General features: G+C 55.0%; 21 protein-coding genes and 1 other annotated feature. Of the genes, 9 read left to right on the top strand and 12 right to left on the bottom strand.

All coding sequences use genetic code 11. The features are described from left to right. Nucleotides 1-39: 39 nt before the first annotated feature. From rfbB to ugd, 5 genes are all read left to right on the top strand, one after another. Nucleotides 40-1,104 carry a dTDP-glucose 4,6-dehydratase gene (gene rfbB, locus ABK821_RS22030; RefSeq protein ID WP_395034142.1) on the top strand — a complete coding sequence of 355 codons (1,065 nt, stop codon included), beginning with the start codon at nucleotides 40-42 and terminating at the stop codon, nucleotides 1,102-1,104. Between the two features lie 14 nt (nucleotides 1,105-1,118). Next, nucleotides 1,119-1,988, top strand: a complete 870-nt coding sequence (gene rfbA, locus ABK821_RS22025) for a glucose-1-phosphate thymidylyltransferase RfbA (RefSeq protein ID WP_395034141.1) — start codon at nucleotides 1,119-1,121, stop codon at nucleotides 1,986-1,988. Nucleotides 1,989-2,019: 31 nt separating this feature from the next. Next, entirely contained in the window at nucleotides 2,020-2,910 is an 891-nt protein-coding gene (gene rfbD / locus ABK821_RS22020) for a dTDP-4-dehydrorhamnose reductase (RefSeq protein ID WP_395034139.1), read from the top strand. Between the two features lie 15 nt (nucleotides 2,911-2,925). Continuing rightward, nucleotides 2,926-3,480, top strand: coding sequence for a dTDP-4-dehydrorhamnose 3,5-epimerase (gene rfbC, locus ABK821_RS22015; RefSeq protein ID WP_343179144.1), 555 nt, complete (start codon nucleotides 2,926-2,928; stop codon nucleotides 3,478-3,480). A 316-nt stretch (nucleotides 3,481-3,796) separates the two neighbouring features. Further along, nucleotides 3,797-4,963, top strand: coding sequence for a UDP-glucose 6-dehydrogenase (ugd, locus tag ABK821_RS22010; protein ID WP_395034138.1), 1,167 nt, complete (start codon nucleotides 3,797-3,799; stop codon nucleotides 4,961-4,963). Nucleotides 4,964-5,530: 567 nt separating this feature from the next. On the opposite strand, the gene ABK821_RS22005 is transcribed toward ugd, so the two are convergent. Then, nucleotides 5,531-5,653 carry a small membrane protein gene (locus ABK821_RS22005; protein WP_142503305.1) on the bottom strand — a complete coding sequence of 41 codons (123 nt, stop codon included), beginning with the start codon at nucleotides 5,651-5,653 and terminating at the stop codon, nucleotides 5,531-5,533. A 454-nt stretch (nucleotides 5,654-6,107) separates the two neighbouring features. Then, nucleotides 6,108-7,112, bottom strand: a complete 1,005-nt coding sequence (locus tag ABK821_RS22000) for an NAD-dependent epimerase (RefSeq protein WP_138362879.1) — start codon at nucleotides 7,110-7,112, stop codon at nucleotides 6,108-6,110. A gap of 159 nt (nucleotides 7,113-7,271) precedes the next feature. Here ABK821_RS22000 and ABK821_RS21995 point away from each other — a divergent pair. Beyond that, nucleotides 7,272-8,785 (top strand): IS3 family transposase gene (locus ABK821_RS21995; RefSeq protein ID WP_395034137.1). Its coding sequence is split into 2 segments (ribosomal slippage): nucleotides 7,272-7,725 and nucleotides 7,725-8,785, totalling 1,515 coding nucleotides; the frame shifts between segments, so codons are not numbered across the junction. 576 nt (nucleotides 8,786-9,361) lie between these two features. On the opposite strand, the gene hisIE is transcribed toward ABK821_RS21995, so the two are convergent. From hisIE to hisL, 9 genes are all read right to left on the bottom strand, one after another. Beyond that, on the bottom strand, nucleotides 9,362-9,967 hold the full coding sequence (gene hisIE / locus ABK821_RS21990; protein ID WP_142503303.1) for a bifunctional phosphoribosyl-AMP cyclohydrolase/phosphoribosyl-ATP diphosphatase HisIE: 606 nt from the start codon (nucleotides 9,965-9,967) through the stop codon (nucleotides 9,362-9,364). Continuing rightward, nucleotides 9,961-10,737: an imidazole glycerol phosphate synthase subunit HisF gene (gene hisF, locus ABK821_RS21985; protein ID WP_138361759.1), complete on the bottom strand. Its 777-nt coding sequence runs from the start codon at nucleotides 10,735-10,737 to the stop codon at nucleotides 9,961-9,963. Before hisF ends, hisIE begins: the two co-directional genes overlap by 7 nt. Then, nucleotides 10,719-11,456 carry a 1-(5-phosphoribosyl)-5-[(5-phosphoribosylamino)methylideneamino]imidazole-4-carboxamide isomerase gene (hisA, locus tag ABK821_RS21980; RefSeq protein WP_395034136.1) on the bottom strand — a complete coding sequence of 246 codons (738 nt, stop codon included), beginning with the start codon at nucleotides 11,454-11,456 and terminating at the stop codon, nucleotides 10,719-10,721. The genes hisF and hisA overlap by 19 nt, the downstream gene beginning before the upstream one ends. After that, on the bottom strand, nucleotides 11,456-12,046 hold the full coding sequence (gene hisH / locus ABK821_RS21975) for an imidazole glycerol phosphate synthase subunit HisH (RefSeq protein WP_138361757.1): 591 nt from the start codon (nucleotides 12,044-12,046) through the stop codon (nucleotides 11,456-11,458). Before hisH ends, hisA begins: the two co-directional genes overlap by 1 nt. Continuing rightward, entirely contained in the window at nucleotides 12,046-13,113 is a 1,068-nt protein-coding gene (hisB, locus tag ABK821_RS21970) for a bifunctional histidinol-phosphatase/imidazoleglycerol-phosphate dehydratase HisB (RefSeq protein WP_395034134.1), read from the bottom strand. Before hisB ends, hisH begins: the two co-directional genes overlap by 1 nt. Beyond that, nucleotides 13,110-14,171: a histidinol-phosphate transaminase gene (gene hisC / locus ABK821_RS21965; RefSeq protein ID WP_142503300.1), complete on the bottom strand. Its 1,062-nt coding sequence runs from the start codon at nucleotides 14,169-14,171 to the stop codon at nucleotides 13,110-13,112. Before hisC ends, hisB begins: the two co-directional genes overlap by 4 nt. Next, entirely contained in the window at nucleotides 14,168-15,472 is a 1,305-nt protein-coding gene (hisD, locus tag ABK821_RS21960) for a histidinol dehydrogenase (RefSeq protein WP_395034133.1), read from the bottom strand. Before hisD ends, hisC begins: the two co-directional genes overlap by 4 nt. Nucleotides 15,473-15,511: 39 nt before the next feature. After that, nucleotides 15,512-16,411 (bottom strand): ATP phosphoribosyltransferase, encoded by a 900-nt coding sequence (gene hisG, locus ABK821_RS21955; RefSeq protein ID WP_138361753.1) that lies wholly within the window; start codon nucleotides 16,409-16,411, stop codon nucleotides 15,512-15,514. Nucleotides 16,412-16,459: 48 nt separating this feature from the next. Continuing rightward, nucleotides 16,460-16,581 (bottom strand) — a sequence feature (His leader region). Beyond that, complete coding sequence (gene hisL / locus ABK821_RS21950) at nucleotides 16,557-16,607, bottom strand: his operon leader peptide (RefSeq protein WP_138361762.1); 51 nt, start codon at nucleotides 16,605-16,607, stop codon at nucleotides 16,557-16,559. (Overlaps the previous feature by 25 nt.) 175 nt (nucleotides 16,608-16,782) lie before the next feature. Here hisL and ABK821_RS21945 point away from each other — a divergent pair, with 175 nt between their 5' ends. The 3 genes from ABK821_RS21945 to ABK821_RS21935 all read left to right on the top strand — a co-directional run bounded on the left by ABK821_RS21945 (nucleotide 16,783) and on the right by ABK821_RS21935 (nucleotide 19,318). Further along, on the top strand, nucleotides 16,783-17,607 hold the full coding sequence (locus tag ABK821_RS21945) for an SDR family oxidoreductase (RefSeq protein WP_138361752.1): 825 nt from the start codon (nucleotides 16,783-16,785) through the stop codon (nucleotides 17,605-17,607). Between the two features lie 300 nt (nucleotides 17,608-17,907). After that, nucleotides 17,908-17,970: a membrane protein YoeI gene (gene yoeI, locus ABK821_RS21940; protein ID WP_395034166.1), complete on the top strand. Its 63-nt coding sequence runs from the start codon at nucleotides 17,908-17,910 to the stop codon at nucleotides 17,968-17,970. Then, nucleotides 17,960-19,318, top strand: a complete 1,359-nt coding sequence (locus ABK821_RS21935) for an APC family permease (RefSeq protein ID WP_395034131.1) — start codon at nucleotides 17,960-17,962, stop codon at nucleotides 19,316-19,318. The genes yoeI and ABK821_RS21935 overlap by 11 nt, the downstream gene beginning before the upstream one ends. Nucleotides 19,319-19,870: 552 nt before the next feature. Here ABK821_RS21935 and ABK821_RS21930 read toward each other — a convergent pair. After that, the coding region (locus tag ABK821_RS21930) for a hypothetical protein (RefSeq protein ID WP_395034130.1) at nucleotides 19,871-20,106 on the bottom strand (236 nt) is incomplete at its 5' end.

Genomic DNA, 20,106 nt, shown 5'->3' with positions numbered 1-20,106 from the left:
TCTATTCTTTTTTCATGAGTAATTAAAGGTAAATTAAGTATGAAGATCCTTGTTACCGGTGGTGCTGGTTTTATTGGTTCTGCTGTTGTGCGTCATATTATTGACAATACCCATGATAAAGTTCGTGTAATAGACTGCCTCACTTATGCAGGTAATCTTGAGTCTCTGGCTCCGGTGTCTGGTAACGAACGCTACTCGTTTTCGCAGACGGATATCACCGATGCCAAATCTGTGGCGGAACAGTTCAGCGAGTTCCGTCCGGATATCGTGATGCACCTGGCGGCGGAAAGCCATGTTGATCGCTCAATTGATGGTCCGGCGGCCTTTATCCAGACCAACCTGATTGGTACCTTCACCTTGCTGGAGGCGGCCCGTCACTACTGGTCAACGCTTGATGCGGAGAAGAAGCAGTCCTTCCGCTTCCACCACATCTCTACCGATGAAGTTTATGGCGACCTGCACGGCACTGATGATCTGTTCACTGAAGAGACGCCGTATGCGCCAAGCAGCCCGTATTCAGCCTCTAAGGCCGGAAGCGACCATCTGGTCCGCGCCTGGAACCGTACCTACGGTTTGCCGGTGGTGGTGACCAACTGTTCTAACAACTATGGCCCGTATCACTTCCCGGAAAAACTTATTCCGCTGACTATCCTCAACGCCCTGGCCGGGAAACCGCTGCCGGTATACGGCAATGGCGAGCAGATCCGTGACTGGCTGTATGTGGAAGACCACGCCCGTGCGCTCTATAAGGTGGCGACTGAAGGCCGTAGCGGTGAGACCTATAATATCGGTGGTCACAACGAACGTAAAAATATTGACGTGGTGCGGACCATCTGCGCCATTCTCGATAAAGTGGTTGCGCAGAAGCCAAATAATATCAGCCAGTTTGCCGATCTGATTACCTTTGTGAAAGATCGTCCGGGCCATGATCTGCGCTATGCCATTGATGCCGCCAAAATTCAGCGCGATCTTGGCTGGGTGCCACAGGAGACGTTTGAAAGTGGGATTGAAAAAACGGTCCACTGGTATCTGAACAATCAGACCTGGTGGCAGCGCGTTCTGGATGGCTCCTATGCCGGTGAGCGTCTTGGCCTGAACAACTAAATAAGGAAACAATAATGAAAGGTATTGTACTGGCAGGTGGCTCCGGCACGCGTTTATATCCGATCACTCAGGGCGTTTCCAAACAGCTGTTGCCGATTTATGATAAGCCCATGATTTATTATCCGGTCTCTGTGCTGATGCTGGCGGGGATCCGGGATATCCTGATTATTACCACCCCGGACGATATGCCCGCTTTCCAGCGTCTGATGGGGGATGGCTCTCAGTTTGGGGTGAATTTCTCCTACGCTATTCAGCCCTCTCCGGACGGTCTGGCGCAGGCTTTTATCATTGGTGAAAAATTTATCGGCAATGATGCCTGCGCATTAGTGCTGGGCGATAACATCTATTTTGGTCAGAGTTTTGGCCGCAAACTGGATGCCGCAGCCAGTAAAACATCGGGCGCTACCGTGTTCGGTTATCAGGTTCTCGATCCTGAGCGTTTTGGTGTAGTGGAGTTTGATGAAAACTTCAAAGCGCTGTCCATCGAAGAGAAGCCGCTGAAGCCGAAATCAGACTGGGCGGTGACCGGCCTCTATTTTTACGATACCGATGTAGTGGCGATGGCTAAGGAAGTGGAGCCTTCCGCACGGGGCGAGCTTGAAATTACCACCCTTAATCAGATGTATCTTGATCGTGGCGACCTGCAGGTCGAGCTACTGGGCCGTGGTTTCGCCTGGCTGGATACCGGGACCCACGACAGCCTGATTGAGGCCTCACAGTTTATCCATACCATTGAAAAACGTCAGGGAATGAAAGTTGCCTGCCTGGAAGAGATTGCTTATCGCAATCAGTGGCTGGGCGCGGAAGGCGTGGCCGCCCAGGCTGAACGTCTGAAGAAAACGGAATACGGCGCTTATCTGAAACGTCTGCTCAATGAGCATTAATAACTGCTGCTCGTAAACAGGGTTTTACTATATGAAAATTTTACTGATTGGTAAGAATGGTCAGGTGGGCTGGGAGCTGCAGCGCGCATTGTCCACGTTAGGTGAAGTCGTGGCTGTGGACTTTTTTGATAAAGAGTTGTGCGGTGACCTGACAAACCTCGAAGGGATTGCACAGACGGTTCGTACGGTGAAACCCGATGTGGTGGTGAACGCGGCGGCGCATACCGCGGTGGATAAAGCGGAAAGCGAACGGGAACTATCCGACCTGCTCAATGACAAGGGCGTGGCCGTGTTGGCGGCAGAGTCGGCGAAGCTTGGTGCGTTGATGGTGCACTACTCAACGGACTATGTGTTTGACGGCCAGGGCAGTCATTATCGCCAGGAGGATGAAGCTACAGGGCCGCTGAACGTGTACGGTGAAACCAAGCGAGCAGGGGAGATAGCGCTGGAGCAAGGCAATCCGCGACATCTGATTTTCCGTACCAGCTGGGTGTATGCCACTCGCGGGACGAACTTCGCCAAAACCATGCTGCGCCTGGCGGGAGAGAAAGAGTCGCTGTCGATTATTAACGATCAGCACGGTGCGCCAACCGGTGCGGAGCTGCTGGCGGACTGCACGGCGATAGCCATTCGTGAAGAGCAGCGTAATCGCGCGGTAGCCGGGACCTATCATCTGGTGGCCAGCGGTGAAACCAACTGGTTTGAGTACGCCAAATTTGTCTTTGATGTGGCGCGTGCGCAGGGGGCGGAACTGGCGATTAAAGAGGTCAGCGGTATTCCGACCACGGCCTACCCGACGCCGGCAAAACGCCCGCTGAATTCGCGGCTGTCAAATGAGAAATTCCAGCGCGTATTTGGCGTAACGCTGCCGGACTGGCGTCAGGGTGTAGCGCGTGTGGTAACAGAAGTTCTTGGCAAGTAAACGGGTAGGCAAGACATGAATATTATTAAGACAGAGATCCCTGAAGTACTGATTTTTGAGCCACGTGTGTTTGGCGATGCGCGAGGTTTTTTCTTCGAAAGCTTCAGCAGCAAAGTGTTTGATGAAGCCGTCGGACGGAAAGTGGAGTTTGTGCAGGATAACCACTCCCAGTCGCAGAAAGGCGTCCTGCGTGGTCTGCACTACCAGCTTGATCCACATGCACAGGGGAAACTGGTGCGCTGCATCGAAGGTGAGGTTTTTGACGTAGCTGTTGATATTCGCCGCTCATCGCCGACGTTCGGTAAGTGGGTCGGGGCGGTACTGAGTGCGGAAAACAAGCGCCAGCTGTGGATCCCGGAAGGGTTTGCTCATGGTTTTATGGCGCTGAGTGAGACGGTGCAGTTTGTGTATAAAGCAACTAACTACTATGCACCGCAGTCTGAGCGTAGCATCATCTGGAATGATCCGCAGATCAACATCCAGTGGCCTGAGCTTTCCGGTTGTTCGCTCTCTTTATCCGACAAGGATTTGCAGGCGCATACTTTAGAAACTGCAGAAGTCTATAAATAGCGCCTAAATATATCTATACCCAAAATAATTCGAGTTGTTTAAAGACGGCAAGGGAGTGAGTCCCCAGAAGCATAGATAGCTATGTGACTGGGCTGAATGAGCGAAGCCAACACATAAGCAACCTGAAGTATGACGGGTATAAATACTGGTCAGGTTCTTTATAAACCAGGCCAGTATTTAAACATCTGGTCAATACTTTTATTCCTTGATCAACCTGGCTTGACTTACATTCTTCCTGAGAGTAGAAACATCCACAGTTTTGTTTAATTAGCGGCTAATAAGCCGCCATCCAGTTAACTGATTAAAGTGTGATCGAATGAAAATAACAATTTCCGGTACCGGCTATGTTGGTTTGTCGAACGGCATCCTGATTGCGCAAAACCACGAAGTGGTTGCGCTGGATATCGTTCAGTCCAAAGTGGATATGATTAACCAAAAGATTTCCCCAATCGTCGATAAGGAGATCCAGGAGTATCTGGCGGAAAAACCGTTGAATTTTCGTGCGACAACGGACAAGCACGATGCATATCGTAATGCGGATTATGTCATTATCGCTACGCCGACTGATTACGATCCGAAAACTAACTACTTCAATACCTCGACCGTTGAAGCAGTAATCCGCGATGTCACGGAGATTAACCCTGACGCGGTAATGATTATCAAATCAACCATTCCTGTTGGCTTCACGCGTGAGATTAAAGAGCGTCTTGGTATTGATAACGTTATTTTCTCGCCGGAATTCCTGCGTGAAGGTCGTGCGTTGTATGACAACCTGCATCCGTCCCGTATCGTGATTGGTGAGCGCTCAGAACGCGCGGAACGTTTTGCCAGTCTGTTGAAAGAGGGGGCAATCAAGCAGGATATCCCGACGCTGTTTACTGACTCGACGGAAGCAGAAGCTATTAAGCTCTTTGCCAACACCTATCTGGCCCTGCGCGTCGCGTACTTTAATGAGCTGGATAGCTATGCAGAGAGCTATGGGCTGAACAGTAAACAAATCATTGAAGGGGTATGCCTCGATCCGCGTATTGGCAATCACTACAACAACCCCTCCTTTGGTTACGGCGGCTACTGCCTGCCGAAAGATACCAAGCAACTGCTGGCGAACTATGCCTCTGTGCCGAATAACATCATTGGCGCGATCGTCGATGCTAACCGCACGCGCAAAGATTTTGTCGCCGACTCTATTCTGGCGCGTAAGCCTAAAGTTGTCGGGATTTATCGCCTGATAATGAAGAGCGGCTCAGATAACTTCCGTGCCTCCTCTATCCAGGGGATTATGAAGCGCATCAAAGCTAAGGGGATTCCGGTTATTATTTATGAGCCGGTGATGCAGGAAGATGAGTTCTTCAATTCCCGCGTTGTGCGTGATTTTGACGCTTTCAAACAAGAGGCTGACGTGATTGTCTCTAACCGTATGGCGGATGAGCTGGCCGACGTGGCTGATAAAGTCTATACCCGCGATTTGTTTGGCAGTGACTGATCTTTTTCTCTGGCCGGGGGAGTTGCTCCCGGCCAGACCTTCTCTTCAACCATCACCCGCCTGAACTCTGTCCAACTATTCATCCTGCAAATCTTCCCGAGCTTCCTTTCCGTTCTCTCCGCATAAAAATGTGACTCCGATTAAATTCCTGAATTGCGCATCTTGTCCTAATCATTCAGGTCGGATATGTTAAATCCACCTTGTGAAGAGCTACCGTCACTGAGATGTGGACGCTGGAGATAAGCGCCGGAAGGTAAGACAAAGCCTGCTTGCAGGCTTTTGTTATTTCTGAAGCCGCCCAGGGAAAGAGACCGTCAGTGCCATGAGATTCGCGCTGGCTTACACTGAACGGCCTGCGCGGGAGTGTTTCTGTGCAGACTCGTATGGTCGATGAAAAGATCAGCCATGTCGTCATACAAAGAAAATATCAATACCAGATCCGTGCTAAAAAATTCTTATCATTTTTTATTGGCTAATCATAAAGCCTTTCAACGTTAACCGAAAGGCGTGTTAATTTTCTTGCCGCAAATAGCTATTAATACACTTAATTATATTAAGTTTTTCTTTTTACCACTTATGCTTATTAAACGTTAATTTGTTCTTTCGTTGATCCCTGATATAAGAAACCAGCGAAAAAATAGAAATAATCAATAGAATAGCAGCGACGATCAGGAAAATTACGTTTGCCATAATTCGTCCCCCAGAGAAAGTGATGATATAAATCCATTCGCTCGTGAGTGAATACTGCATCGACAGCAATATGAACTACATGTTTAACATACCCTGGGTTTAAGAAATTTCCTAGATTTGTTTTTATGTAAGGCAATATATAAATATTCTTCTATTGGGTTATTTTATGGGTTGTATTTATGGATTTTATTATAATTATGGCAATGACAGCTAAAATATGTTGTTTTTGTGGAATAATACTCCATAAAAAATTAGATGAAAAAATGTACAAATGATGCTTTCTGGTGTGAATTGTTGTTGTTTTGTTAATAAGTTGCACTTTTTGTCGTTGTGATGGCTGGAAAAGTTATCCATAACCGCGCTACGCCTGATGCAGAACTTCTGGCAACCATCGCAGAATAGACAACCGCAGTGCTTGCACCGCGGTTTATCATGAGCGATCTGGCAATCGCGATTAGGCTTTGTAATAGGCTTTATACCAGTCCACGAAATTTTTCACGCCCTGTTTGACGGTCGTTTGCGGCCTGAATCCCACCATATCATACAGCGGTTTGGTATCGGCGCTGGTTTCCAGCACATCGCCGGGCTGGATTGGCATCATATTCTTCTCCGCGACCATCCCCAGCGCCTCTTCCAGGGCAGTGATGTAGTCCATCAGTTCAACAGGCGAGCTGTTACCGATGTTATACACGCGGTAGGGCGCGGAGCTGTCTGCCGGAGAGCCTGTTTCAACGGTCCACTCAGGGTTCGGCTGCGGGATAATATCCTGCATCCGCACAATCGCCTCAACGATATCGTCGATATAGGTGAAGTCGCGCTTCATCTTGCCGTAGTTGTAGACGTCAATGCTTTTTCCTTCCAGCATCGCTTTAGTGAACTTGAACAGCGCCATGTCCGGGCGCCCCCACGGACCATAGACGGTAAAGAACCGCAGTCCGGTGGTCGGGATACCGTACAGGTGAGAGTAGGTATGCGCCATCAGTTCATTGGCTTTTTTGGTGGCGGCATACAGCGAAACCGGATGGTCAACCGAGTCGTCGGTGGAGAAGGGCATTTTGCGGTTTAAGCCATAGACGGAACTGGATGAAGCATAGAGCAGGTGCCCGACTTTATTATGGCGGCAGCCTTCGAGAATATTCAGGTAACCGATCAGGTTAGCGTCGGCGTATGCAAAGGGATTTTCCAGGGAGTAACGGACGCCAGCCTGGGCGGCAAGATGGATCACCCGGTTGAACTGCTCCTGGGCAAAAAGACGGGCAATCCCTTCACGATCCGCCAGATCGATTTTGTGAAAGCTGAACTGGGGGGATTGCAGCAAATCCAGGCGGGCCTGTTTAAGATTGACATCGTAGTAGTCGTTCATATTGTCGATGCCGACGACGTCATGACCTGCCTCAAGCAGGCGTTTACAAGCATGAAAGCCGATAAATCCTGCGGCTCCAGTCACTAAAAACTTCATATTTATCCTCCGGGCTCGCTGTGTCCCGCATTATATAATGATTGATTTTACACTGGCTTGCTGTGTGGATCACCTGCTTTACCATTGCGCGGGTAGCCCTCAGTGTCAGGATAGTTGTCACCCCCTCTGAAAAAATACCCGAGGGTGCGGGAGTGACAAATGAAACGTATTTCACCGGAGCGTAAGGCTGCAACACTGGCGAAATTACTTCCCCCTTACAGCATGACCGTGGCTGCTGTTGCACAGATGGAAGGAATATCCGAAGCTACCCTGTATAACTGGCGTAATCAGGCTAAAGCAGAGGGGAAACCGGTGCCGGGTAACAGTAAAAACAGCGAACAGTGGTCAGCAGAAGCGCGTTTTGCCGCGATTGTCGAAACCGCCACACTCAGCGAGGCTGAAATCGCCGAATACTGCCGTAAAAAAGGCCTTTATCCTGAGCAGCTTATTCAGTGGAAACAGGGCTTTATACAGACTGAAAATCCCGCTGACAAAGCTGCCCTGAAGCAAAGCCAGAAAGAAATTAAGCAGTTAAAAAAAGAGCTGGCCCGTAAGGAGAAAGCCCTGGCGGAGGCGGCGGCCATACTGGTGCTGCGAAAAAAGCTCACGGACTATTACGGGGAAACAGACGGGGACGACTGACCCCGGCGGATGAACGGCAGTGGTTCATCCAGTGGATTAATGAAGCCGTGGTCTCCGGTGCAGGACGTGCCGTCGCCTGTCGTGAGGTGAATATCAGCCTGCGAACCTGGCGGCGGTGGCAGCATTCTTCCTGTGACGGACGGCCAGAAGCAGTACGGCCAGCGCCGTATAATCGCCTGAGCCCGAATGAAGAAGCCCGGATAAGGGATATCTGCCACCGGCCGGAATACGCGAGCCTGCCGCCATCCCAAATCGTGCCACGACTGGCCGATAAAGGCATTTATCTGGCGAGCGAATCAACCTTTTATCGGGTGCTTCGCCGTTATGGAGAAGTCCACCGACGGGGACGTCAGTTGCGGCCACAGCGGATGCCCGCCCCGACGACGTTCACCGCCAGTGCGCCCTGCCAGGTGTGGTCATGGGACATCACCTGGCTGCCCTCAGTGGTGCGCGGTCGCTGGTTTTATCTGTATATGATAATCGACCTGTACAGCCGGAAAATCACGGGTTACGAAGTGCATGAAACGGAAAGTGGCGAACAGGCGGCGGCCTTAATGCAACGCAGTGTGATGCGTGAGGGATGCTGGCGTCAGCCGCTGGTGCTGCATGCGGATAACGGGGCCGCCATGAAATCACAGACCCTGCAGATGAAACTGTATGAACTGAATATCACAGCGTCACACAGCAGGCCACGGGTGAGTAACGATAACGCGTATGCAGAGTCGCTGTTCCGTACGCTGAAATATGTGCCACAGTGGCCGTCATCGGGGTTCAGAACACTGAGTGAGGCCCGTCAGTGGGTGGAGACATTTACCCGCTGGTACAACGAAGAGCACCGTCACAGCGGGATACGGCATGTGACGCCGGGACAGCGTCACCGGGGAGAAGATAATGCCCTGCTGAAGCAGCGAGATGACCTGTACCGGATGGCAAAACAGGCCCATCCTGAGCGGTGGTCAGGCAGAACGAGAAACTGGCAGCCGGAAGGTCCGGTAACACTGAATCCGGAGCGGGAAAAACAGTCTGCTTAAATTAACCCGGGGTGCCAACTACCTTGACACTTACCGGGTAGCGCGCCTGCATAAAAGCATGGCCGGGGTGCGTTTGAGCGTGGAGGCGAATCTGTATCAGCGATTGTGCGCGCATTTTTGCCGGGTGGCGGCTGACGCCTGACCCGGCCTACACGACTTTCAGCATTCGGCGACGCAGGCACGTGCAGGCGCAGCGCCGCAGGGCGATTCCGGAACAACGCGCGGTGTCAGCAGTGTGAAGTGGGTTAGTGCGTTTGAGCGTGGAGGCGAATCTGCATCAGCAACTGTGCCCGAATTTTTGCCGGGTGGCGGCTGACGCCTGACTCGGCCTACACGACCTTCAGCATTCGGCGACGCAGGCACGCGCAGGCGCAGCGCCGCCAGGCGATTCAGTAACAACGCGCGGTGTCAGCAGTGTGAAGTGGGTTAGTGCGTTTGAGCGTGGAGGCAAATCTGTATCAGCGATTGTGCCTGCATTTTTGCCGGGTGGCGGCTGACGCCTGACCCGGCCTGGAATTTCAATACAATCAACACAACGGCAAAAACAAAGGGAGGCGCCGGGCCTCCCTGTCATCATCAGGCTTTAGTGTGCCTGCTACGCAAATTCTCCACCACATCCGTCAGGCTCAGCCCCTGATCCTGTAGCAGCACCAGCAGGTGATACATCAAATCCGAGGCTTCATTTTTCAGCTCGAACTGGTCATGCACCGTTGCCGCCAGCGCGGTCTCCACGCCTTCCTCGCCCACTTTCTGCGCAATGCGCTTGGTGCCGCTGGCGTACAGCTTCGCGGTATAGGAACTCGCCGGGTCAGCGTGCTTGCGTTCCGCCAGCAGTTGCTCCAGTTGATAAAGAAACAGCCACTGGTGGCCGGTTTCCGCGAAGCAGCTGGAAGTGCCTTTATGGCAGGTCGGGCCAATGGGATTGACCAGCACCAGCAGGGTATCGTTATCGCAATCCGGGGTGATGCTCACCACGTTGAGGAAATTGCCGGACGTCTCGCCTTTGGTCCACAGACGCTGTTTGGTCCGCGAATAAAAGGTCACTTTGCCGGTTTCTTCGGTTTTTGCCAGCGCCTCCTGGTTCATATAGCCCAGCATCAGCACTTCCCCGGAAATGGCGTGCTGCACGATGACCGGCATCAGGCCGTCGGTTTTTTGCCAGTCCAGTTGTTCAGTTAACATACCCTAATCTCCACGCCCTGTGCTGCCAGGTACGTTTTCAGTTCACCAATATTAATAATTTGCTTATGGAACACCGAAGCCGCCAGCGCGCCGTCGACGTTGGCGTCGCGGAAGGCTTCCAGGAAGTGTTCCATGGTGCCCGCGCCGCCGGATGCAATCAGCGGCACATGGCATACGGCGCGCACTTTGCTTAATTGCTGCAGATCGTAGCCGTTACGCACGCCGTCCTGATTCATCATATTAAGGACAATCTCTCCGGCCCCGCGCTTCTGTACTTCCTGCACCCAGTCGAGGGTTTCCCACTGGGTCACGCGCGTGCGGCTCTCATCGCCGGTATACTGATTGACGTGATACTTACCGCTGTCGGCGTCAAACCAGGTATCGATACCCACCACAATACACTGCACGCCGAAACGGTCCGCCAGACGCGTAATCAGCGTCGGGTCCGCCAGAGCAGGGGAGTTGATGGAAATTTTATCCGCGCCGAAAGAGAGGATCTGCGCCGCCTCTTCCAGCGACTTAATGCCCCCCGCCACGCAGAAAGGAATGTCGATCACTTCCGCCACCCGTGATACCCAGCTTTTGTCCACCACGCGGCCATCGCTGGAGGCGGTGATATCGTAGAACACCAGCTCATCCGCGCCCTCGTCGGCATAGCGTTTTGCCAGCGGAACGATATCGCCGATGATTTCGTGATTACGGAACTGCACGCCTTTCACTACCTGGCCGTCGCGAACGTCGAGACAGGGGATTATCCGTTTTGCCAGCATTGAATGGCCTCCGTTACGTTGAATTTACCTTCCAGCAGCGCGCGGCCGACAATCACCCCGCGCACGCCGGTGCCGCGCAGGGCGGCGATATCATTAAGATCGCCGATGCCGCCGGAGGACTGAAACGCCACCTGCGGATAACGGGCGCAAACTTCTTCATACAGCGAGACGTTAGAGCCCGCCAGCGTTCCGTCGCGGGAAATATCGGTACACAGCACATGCTGCAGGCCCACTGACTGATAGCTCTCCACCAGTTCCTCCAGCGTCACCCCGGAGTTCTCCTGCCAGCCGCTGACCGCCACCTGCTTAGCGCCTGCGGCGTCAATGCGCACGTCGAGCGCCAGCACCAGATGCTGCGGGCCAAAACGGTTAAACCAGCCTTTCACCACGTCCGGGGATTTCACCGCCGTTGAACCGACGACTACGCGCGCCACGCCCGCATCGAGCAGGGCGGCCACATCCTCTTCGCTGCGCACGCCGCCGCCGACCTGCACCGGCACATCGACACCGGCAACCAGCGTTTTCAGCAGCGGGATCTGGCGCTTCGCCGGATCTTTCGCGCCGGTCAGGTCCACCAGATGCAGGACTTCAGCCCCCTGCGCGGCATAGGCTTGCAGGCGCGGCAGCGGATCGTTGCCGTAGTCGCGCTGCTGGCCGTAATCGCCCTGATGGAGACGGACAACAGTGCCGTCAATTAAATCTAAAGCAGGAATGATCATCACATCTCCAGGAAGTTTTTCAGCAGCTGCGCCCCGGCGCTGCCGGAGCGTTCAGGGTGGAACTGGACGCCAAAAAAGTTATCTTTTTGCACTGCGGCGGTAAACGGCTCGCCGTAGTTGCACTGGGCGATGGTATAAGGATTCACCGGCATCGCGTAACTATGGACAAAATAGAAATAAGCCCCGTCTTCAATGCCGCGAAACAGGCGATCCCCGGCTTTGGCGGACACCCGGTTCCAGCCCATGTGCGGCAGCGGCAGGCCGTGGTCGTGCATTTTCGGCACATCCTGATCGATGATACCCAGCAAATCGACGCCGTTATTCTCTTCGCTGCGCTTGCCCAGCAACTGCATGCCAAGGCAAATGCCCAGCACCGGCTGGGTACAGGCCTTGATCAGTTCGATTAATTCGCGCTCACGCAACTGGTCCATCGCCGCCTGCGCGGTGCCGACGCCAGGAAGAAACAGTTTATCGGCGCGCAGCACCACATCCGGGTCGCGGCTGACCACTGGCGTATAGCCGTGGCGGCTCACCGCCGATTTCACCGAATTGAGGTTGGCGCAGCCGGTATCGAGGATCACCACGTTCATCACAGTACCCCTTTTGAAGACGGCAGCGTATCGCCCTGGACGCGAATCGCCTGGCGCAGGGTGCGGCCAAAGGCTTTAAACAGGCTCTCCACGCGGTGATGGTCGTTTTTGCCTTTGGTTTTCAGGTGCAGCGTGACCGCCATGGTGTAGGAGAGCGAGCGGAAGAAGTGCTCGACCATTTCGGTGCTCAGATCGCCAACGCGCTGATAGCTAAACTCGGCTTTATATTCAAGATGCGGGCGGCCGGAGATATCCAGCGCGCAGCGGGCCAGGCACTCATCCATCGGCAGCACAAAGCCGAAACGGCCAATGCCGCGCTTGTCGCCCAGCGCCAGCTTCAGCGCTTCGCCCAGCGCAAGGCCGGTATCTTCCACGGTGTGGTGATCGTCGATATAGAGATCGCCGCCGACCTTAATTTCCATTCGGAAGCCGCCGTGGGTGGCGATTTGGTCGAGCATATGATCGAAAAAGCCGACGCCGGTGGAGATTTTGCTGCCGCCTTCGCGGTCCAGCCACACTTTGACGTCAACCTGCGTCTCTTTGGTGTTGCGCTCCACGTGGGCGTAGCGGTCGCGGCGGGTCAGCTGTTCGCAAATGGTCGGCCAGTCCAGCTTTTCACGGTCATAGCGCAGGCCGGTGATGCCCATGTTGTCCGCCAGCTGGATATCGGTGGCGCGGTCACCAATCACGTAGCTGCGCGCGGTATCCATAACGCCCTGTTCCAGCCACGGCAGCACCAGTTTGGTTTTTGGTTTGCGGCAGTCGCAGTTATCAGCCGGAAGGTGCGGGCAAATCAGCACCTCCTCAAAGTTGACGCCCTGCGAAGAGAAAATCTGCATCATCAGATTATGCGGGCCGTCGAACTCGTCCTGCGGCAGGCTGGCGGTTCCCAGACCGTCCTGATTGGTGATCATCACCAGCTTATAGCCTTCCTGCTGGAGCTTCAGCAGGGCCGGGATCACCTGCGGCTCAAAGGCCAGCTTATCAAAGCGGTCTACCTGAAAATCAACCGGCGGCTCGGCAATCAGCGTGCCGTCACGGTCAATAAAGAGAAACTTCTGAGTCATACATTCTCCGCATTCAAAGCGTCAATTACGCGCTGGCTCTCTGCACGGGTACCGATAGTGATACGCAAACAGCCGCTTAATGACGGTTGTTTATTCTGGTCACGTAAGATAATGCCCTGATCCCACAAAGATTTAAATACTGCGCTGGAGGCGGTGATCCGCACCAGAACGTAGTTGGCTTCGGAATCGAACACCTCTTCAACGCAGGCGATGTCGCGTAGCTGGCTGACCAGATAGTCGCGCTCGCTGAGGATCTGCGCCACCCGCGCCCGCATGGCGGCGATCCCTTCCACGCTGAGCGCCTGGGCGGCAATATCGGCGACCGGCGTCGAGAGCGGGTAAGGGGCGATAACCTTCAGCAGCACGTTAATCACTTCCGCGTTGGCCAGGGTAAAGCCGCAGCGCAGGCCCGCGAGGGCAAAGGCTTTCGACAGCGTGCGCAGCACCACCAGGTGCGGGTACTCGTTCAGCCAGCCCGCCAGCGTCGCCTGCGGGCAGAATTCAATATAGGCTTCATCCGCCACCACGATGGCTTTCCCGCGCGCCATTTCCAGCAGAGTGCGGAAATCTTGCGGGTTGATGATCTGCCCGGTCGGGTTATTCGGGCTACAGACGAAAATCACCTTCACGCCGTCGAGATTCGCCGCGATGCCCGGCAGATCGAGCTGCCAGTCGGCGAGGGTCGGCACCGTGCGGCAGGTAACGCCGATGGTCTCGGCGCTGACGCTGTACATGCCGTAGGTCGGCGGGCAGTAGAGCACCGTGTCCTGGCCCGGCTCGCAGAAGGCGCGGATCAGCAGTTCGATGCCTTCATCGGCACCGCGGCTGACCAGCACCTGCTCCGGCTTCACCCCCGCATACTGCGCATAGCGTTCAATCACCGCTTTCGGCTGCGGTTCCGGGTAGCGGTTCAGCGTCTGCGCGGTTAACTGGAACTCGACCGCCGTCGGGAATTCATTGGCGTTCAGCCAGACGTCGCCTTTACCGCCCAGGCGGCGAGCAGACTGATAGGGCGTCAGGGCGCGAACGTTGGCGCGGGCTAAATCTTCGATGCTCATGCTTGCTCCTTAAGGGCTGCGACGCGCAGCGTAACGGCGTTTTTGTGGGCGTCAAGGCGCTCGGCGGCGGCCAGAACTTCAATGGTGGAGGCGAGGGCGGCAAACCCTTCCCGCGACAGTTCCTGTACGGTCATGCGTTTCTGGAAATCCGCCAGGCCGAGGCTGGAGCAGGTGGCGGTGTAACCGTAGGTCGGCAGTACGTGGTTGGTGCCGGAGGCGTAATCGCCAGCGGACTCCGGCGACCAGTCGCCGAGGAACACCGAACCGGCGCTGGTGATGTTGCTGACCAGTTCCCGGGCGTTGCGGGTCTGAATAATCAGGTGCTCCGGGCCATACTGATTGGAAATCGCCACGCACTGCGCAAGATCGCGGGCCACGATGATTCGGCTGGCGGAGAGCGCTCCACGGGCGGTTTCCGCGCGCGGCAGGGCCGCCAGCTGGCGTTCCACCGCTTGTGCGACGCGCGTGCCCATTGCGGCATCCGGCGTCAGGAGGATCACCTGCGAATCCGGGCCGTGCTCCGCCTGGGAAAGCAGATCCGAGGCGACGAAGTCCGGGGTCGCGCCGCTGTCGGCGATCACCAGCACTTCCGACGGCCCGGCGGGCATGTCAATCGCCGCGCCGTCAAGACGCTGGCTCACCTGGCGTTTCGCTTCGGTGACAAAGGCGTTGCCCGGGCCAAAGATTTTATCCACTTTCGCCACCGACTCGGTGCCGAAGGCCATCGCGGCAATGGCCTGCGCCCCGCCGACGTTAAAGATATTGCGCACGCCGCAAAGCTGGGCGGCGTAGAGGATTTCATCGGCGATCGGCGGCGGCGAGCACAGCACCACCTGCTGGCAGCCCGCAATGCGCGCTGGCGTCGCCAGCATCAGCACCGTCGAAAACAGCGGCGCCGAACCGCCGGGAATATATAAGCCGACGGAGGCGATAGGGCGGGTCACCTGCTGGCAGCGCACGCCGGGCAGGGTCTCCACGTCAACGGCCTGCAGTTTCTGCGCGTTATGGAAGGTTTCGATATTTTTCACCGCCACCGCCATCGCTTGCTTGAGCTCATCGCTCAGGCGCGCAGCGGCGGCGGCGATCTCCTGTTCGCTGACTTTCAGCGCCTTAACGTCGGTTTTATCGAATTTCGCGCTGTATTCGCGCAGCGCAGCATCGCCGTTGTCTTTAACATTATTCAGGATCTCCGCCACCGTTCTGCTGATGCTGGCGGAAGCGGAAATCGCCGGGCGCATTAAGAGTTGCTGTTGTTGTTCTGCGCTACAGCCGTTCCAGTCGATGATTGTGTTGAAGCTCATGATTGTTTCCCCTGTTTGTCCTGTGACCGACCCGCCGGATTACTCCATCATCTTCTCAATCGGCAGCACCAGAATGGAGCTGGCGCCCAGCACTTTCAGTTTTTCCATGGTTTCCCAGAACAGCGTTTCGCTGCTGACCATGTGCATCGCCACGCGCTGTTTGTCGCCGGCCAGCGGCAGAATGGTCGGACGCTCGGCGCCCGGCAGCAGGGCGATCACTTCTTCCAGGCGCTCGGTTGGCGCGTGCATCATGATGTATTTCGATTCGCGGGCCTGAATCACGCCCTGAATACGGGTCAGCAGGCGGTCGATCAGTTGCTGTTTGGCATCCTCCATTTCACCGTCGCGCTGAATCAGGCAGGCTTTGGAGCGGAACATCACTTCCACTTCGCGCAGGCCGTTCGCTTCAAGGGTCGCGCCGGTGGAAACCAGGTCGCAAATCGCGTCGGCCAGACCGGCGCGTGGGGCAACTTCAACAGAACCGTTCAGCAGACAGGATTTAAACGAAATCCCTTTCTGGTCGAGATAACGCTTCAGCAGGTGCGGGTAGGAGGTGGCGATGCGTTTACCGTCCAGCGCCGCCGGGCCGTTCCAGCTTTCGTCTACCGGGGTGGCCAGCGACAGGCGGCAGCCGCCGAAGTCGAGACGGCGCAGGGTGAAGTAGCGCGGATCTTCGCCCTGGGCGCGACGGCTCAGCAGCTCTTCTTCCAGCACGTTTTCGCCGATAATCCCCAAATCCACCACGCCGTCCATGATCAGGCCGGGGATATCGTCATCACGCACGCGCAGAATATCGATCGGCATATTTTCCGCCAGCGCAATCAGGCGCTGGGTGTGCAAGTTCACTTTGATGCCGCAGCGGCTGAGTAATTCGCGTGAATCTTCGCTTAAACGCCCCGATTTCTGAATAGCTATGCGTAAACGGCTGTTGTCTGACATGCTTGTTTTCCTCTGTATACCTGTCTGAATTTGTCTAAATTACGTCTAAAAAAAAGCCCCCGGAAGTGAATCTTCCGGGGGCTCTCATTGCGTTCATGCACCACTGGAAGATCCAAACGTCTTCCAGCACACATCGCCTGAAAGACTAGTCAGGATGATGGTGATGATGGTGGTTGTTAAATTGAACGCTGTTCATAAAATTCTCTGCGAATGGCTATGCATTTGATGCCTTTTAACCTAAACCACTTGAGCGGCATAAAGCAAGGGCTTTTTTCCATCATTAATTCATTTCATATTCACTGAAGAAATTGTCAGTTGCCGCTGGCTGGCGTAGCCTTAAGTCAGCACAGCGAAAAGTCAGGAGCGAGGGGATGAAAAAGGTCGCAATCGTGGGTTTAGGATGGCTGGGTATGCCGCTTGCGCTGTCGTTGATGTCACGCGGATGGCAGGTTACCGGGAGTAAGACAACGCAGGATGGTGTTGAAGCGGCGAGGATGTGCGGCATCGACAGTTATCCGCTTCGTCTGGAGCCGCAGCTGGTCTGCGATAGCGAAGACCTGGATGCATTAATGAACGTTGATGCGCTGGTCATTACCTTACCGGCGCGCCGTACCGGGCCGGGGGAGGATTTTTACCTGCAGGCGGTGCAGGAAATTGTCGATACCGCGCTGGCCTATCATGTGCCGCGCATCATCTTTACCAGTTCGACCTCGGTATATGGCGACGCCAGCGGGACGCTGAAAGAGAATTCGCCGCGCAACCCGCGAACCGCCAGCGGTAAAGTGCTGAAAGAGCTGGAGGACTGGCTGCATAATCTTCCCGGCACGTCGGTGGATATTTTGCGCCTTGCCGGCCTGGTGGGGCCCTCTCGTCATCCGGGGCGCTTCTTTGCCGGTAAATCCGCGCCGGATGGTCAGCAGGGCGTCAATCTGGTGCATCTCCAGGATGTGATTGCCGCGATTGAACTGCTATTGCAGGCGCCGAAGGGCGGGCACATCTACAATATCTGTGCGCCAAAGCACCCGGCGCGCGGCATCTTTTACCCGCAGATGGCCCGCGAGCTTGGGCTCCCGGCGCCGGTTTTTGCCGATAATCCGCAGAACGGCGCGGGCAAGATCGTTGACGGAAGCCGTATTTGCAACGAACTGGGGTTTGAATATCAATATCCCGATCCGCTGGTGATGCCAATGGAGTAACGGGCGTCAGGAAACCTGGTGAACATAATCTGATTTTTTCGCCGGGCGATAATAAAACCGTATGAATATTAGGCTGTTGAATAAGGCAATGAACTATTTAGCCATGTAACGTCTTGTCATCGTGGCGGAAGTTGTTGCAAAATATGCGCCCTGAAAATCAGAAACTGGCCGACGCTTTTTTAAAGCGTCGGTTATTTTTTTGGTTGAAAGATACATCATTCAATACCAAGAGGCCGGGCTTCGTACCGGATAGATATTTACTAAAAACCGACAGTCGTTGTCGCTGAGGAATACAAAGAAATGGGGCTATTTTTTGCTTACGCGCTGGCGTTCACCGTAAAAGGGGATAACTATGCCGCTTAACGCTACTCCAAAGACCTCTCGCGTGGAATTACGTAAAACGCTTACGCTGATTCCGGTTGTAATGATGGGCCTGGCCTATATGCAGCCAATGACGCTGTTCGATACGTTTGGTATCGTCTCTGGTTTGACCGGCGGTCACGTCGCCACGGCGTATGCCTTTGCGCTGATCGCTATCCTTTTTACGGCACTGAGCTACGGTAAACTGGTGCGTCGTTTTCCGTCCGCCGGTTCCGCCTATACTTACGCGCAGAAGTCCATTAATCCGGCGGTCGGCTTTATGGTGGGCTGGTCGTCGCTGCTGGACTATCTGTTCATGCCGATGATCAACATTCTGCTGGCGAAAATTTACTTTGAAGCGCTGGTGCCTTCTGTTCCATCGTGGATCTTTGTTGTCGCGCTGGTGGCTTTTATGACCATCTCCAATCTGCGTAGCATCAAGAGCGTGGCTAACTTCAACACCCTGATCGTGATCCTGCAACTGGGGATCGTGACGGTGATTGTTGGCCTGATTATTCACGGTGTGATGCACGGCGAAGGCGCGGGTACGCTGACCAGCACCCGTCCGTTCTGGTCCGAAGGCGCGCACGTGGTGCCAATGATCACCGGTGCAACGATTCTGTGCTTCTCGTTCCTCGGCTTTGACGGTATCTCTTCTCTGTCGGAAGAGACCAAAGACGCAGAGCGCGTGATCCCGCGGGCGATTTTCCTGACCGCGCTGATTGGCGGCCTGATCTTTATCGGCGCGTCCTACTTCCTGCAGCTGTACTTCCCGGATATTTCTCGCTTTAAAGATCCGGATGCGTCACAGCCTGAAATCATGCTGTATGTTGCCGGTAAAACCTTCCAGTGGGGCGTGCTGATTTTCTCCAGCGTCACCGTTCTGGCATCCGGTATGGCCGCGCACGCGGGCGTTTCCCGTCTGATGTACGTTATGGGCCGCGACGGCGTGTTCCCGACCCGTTTCTTTGGTTACGTTCATCCGAAGTGGCGTACCCCGGCGTGGAACGTGCTGCTGGTGGGCGCGATTGCGCTGCTGGCGATTAATTTTGACCTGGTTACCGCGACGGCGCTGATTAACTTTGGTGCGCTGGTGGCGTTCACTTTTGTTAACCTGTCGGTGATTTCTCAGTTCTGGATCCGTGAAAAACGCAACAAGACGCTGAAAGACCACTTCAACTACCTGGTGCTGCCGGTGTGCGGCGCGTTGACGGTGGGCGCTTTGTGGATCAATCTGGAAGAGAGTTCAATGATTCTCGGCCTGATTTGGGGGGCGATTGGTCTGGTGTATCTGGCCTGCGTGACCAAAAGCTTCCGTAACCCGGTACCTCAGTACGAAGATGTTGCTTAATCACTTTTTGTGATGAGAAAAGCCGGAGGGAAACTTCCGGCTTTTTTGTTTCTGGCTCTCGGGGATTTCCCCGGCGGCGCTGTGCTTGCCGGGGCTACGGGTCCTCAGTGAGTAGGCCGGGTAAGGCGTAGCCGCCACCCGGCAAAAATGCGGGCATGATATCTAAATGGGCTTGTTATCCCCCGGTGGCGCTGCGCTTACCGGGGCTACAGGTCCTCAGCCGCCTGAAGGCGGGGAGCCCGGTATTTATGGGTTTCCAGGTCAGGTAAGGCGCCAGCCGCCACCTGACAGGAATGCGGGCATGGTAGTGCAAACAGGCCTGTTATCTCCTTGGTGGTGCTGTGCAAGCGCCCCACATTCTGGTTCAGCGGGCTGTTCCGTTCACTGTGAGTACGCCGATAGTTTTCTGACCCTTGCGTGTGAACGGGCAGGGGGACGTTTCTCCCGTCCCCCTGCACCCCCGGCATGGCGCTGGAAACCTGCCGCTGCGCGGTCCGCTCCACTCCGGCTTCATCTGGCGGACCGGCTGAGACGCGGCATCCTTGCCGCGACTCAGCCTCTGGCCGCCGTCCTGGCGGCCAGTCCTGGATGCGCGCCTGCGTTCCCGCCAGGTTTCCCTGATGCGCCCAACCCCCCGGCGGTGAGCCCGCAGGAAACCTGAAACTGTCTGGCCGCTGAAGATGATAAAAAACCGGGAGAAATATCTGCCACATCTGAAAGACTGACAGTGAGTAGGCCGGGTAAGGCGTAGCCGCCACCCGGCAAAAATGCGGGCACAATAATTTCAT

The sequence above is a fragment of the Klebsiella sp. KE9456 genome (assembly GCF_043832615.1).
Classification (GTDB): Bacteria; Pseudomonadota; Gammaproteobacteria; order Enterobacterales; family Enterobacteriaceae; genus Klebsiella; species Klebsiella indica.
This window is presented reverse-complemented; position numbering and strand designations above follow the sequence as displayed.

What these genes read in the sequence shown, in the direction of transcription:
- hisD (WP_395034133.1), bottom strand. Translation starts at nt 15,472, where the DNA reads ATGAGCTTCAACACAATCATCGACTGGAACGGCTGTAGCGCAGAACAA.
- hisH (WP_138361757.1), bottom strand. Translation starts at nt 12,046, where the DNA reads ATGAACGTGGTGATCCTCGATACCGGCTGCGCCAACCTCAATTCGGTG.
- hisIE (WP_142503303.1), bottom strand. Translation starts at nt 9,967, where the DNA reads ATGTTAACTGAACAACTGGACTGGCAAAAAACCGACGGCCTGATGCCG.
- hisC (WP_142503300.1), bottom strand. Translation starts at nt 14,171, where the DNA reads ATGAGCATCGAAGATTTAGCCCGCGCCAACGTTCGCGCCCTGACGCCC.
- ABK821_RS22000 (WP_138362879.1), bottom strand. Translation starts at nt 7,112, where the DNA reads ATGAAGTTTTTAGTGACTGGAGCCGCAGGATTTATCGGCTTTCATGCT.
- rfbA (WP_395034141.1), top strand. Translation starts at nt 1,119, where the DNA reads ATGAAAGGTATTGTACTGGCAGGTGGCTCCGGCACGCGTTTATATCCG.
- rfbC (WP_343179144.1), top strand. Translation starts at nt 2,926, where the DNA reads ATGAATATTATTAAGACAGAGATCCCTGAAGTACTGATTTTTGAGCCA.
- hisB (WP_395034134.1), bottom strand. Translation starts at nt 13,113, where the DNA reads ATGACTCAGAAGTTTCTCTTTATTGACCGTGACGGCACGCTGATTGCC.
- hisF (WP_138361759.1), bottom strand. Translation starts at nt 10,737, where the DNA reads ATGCTGGCAAAACGGATAATCCCCTGTCTCGACGTTCGCGACGGCCAG.
- rfbD (WP_395034139.1), top strand. Translation starts at nt 2,020, where the DNA reads ATGAAAATTTTACTGATTGGTAAGAATGGTCAGGTGGGCTGGGAGCTG.
- hisG (WP_138361753.1), bottom strand. Translation starts at nt 16,411, where the DNA reads ATGTCAGACAACAGCCGTTTACGCATAGCTATTCAGAAATCGGGGCGT.
- ABK821_RS21935 (WP_395034131.1), top strand. Translation starts at nt 17,960, where the DNA reads ATGCCGCTTAACGCTACTCCAAAGACCTCTCGCGTGGAATTACGTAAA.
- ABK821_RS22005 (WP_142503305.1), bottom strand. Translation starts at nt 5,653, where the DNA reads ATGGCAAACGTAATTTTCCTGATCGTCGCTGCTATTCTATTGATTATT.
- rfbB (WP_395034142.1), top strand. Translation starts at nt 40, where the DNA reads ATGAAGATCCTTGTTACCGGTGGTGCTGGTTTTATTGGTTCTGCTGTT.
- hisA (WP_395034136.1), bottom strand. Translation starts at nt 11,456, where the DNA reads ATGATCATTCCTGCTTTAGATTTAATTGACGGCACTGTTGTCCGTCTC.
- ABK821_RS21945 (WP_138361752.1), top strand. Translation starts at nt 16,783, where the DNA reads ATGAAAAAGGTCGCAATCGTGGGTTTAGGATGGCTGGGTATGCCGCTT.
- ugd (WP_395034138.1), top strand. Translation starts at nt 3,797, where the DNA reads ATGAAAATAACAATTTCCGGTACCGGCTATGTTGGTTTGTCGAACGGC.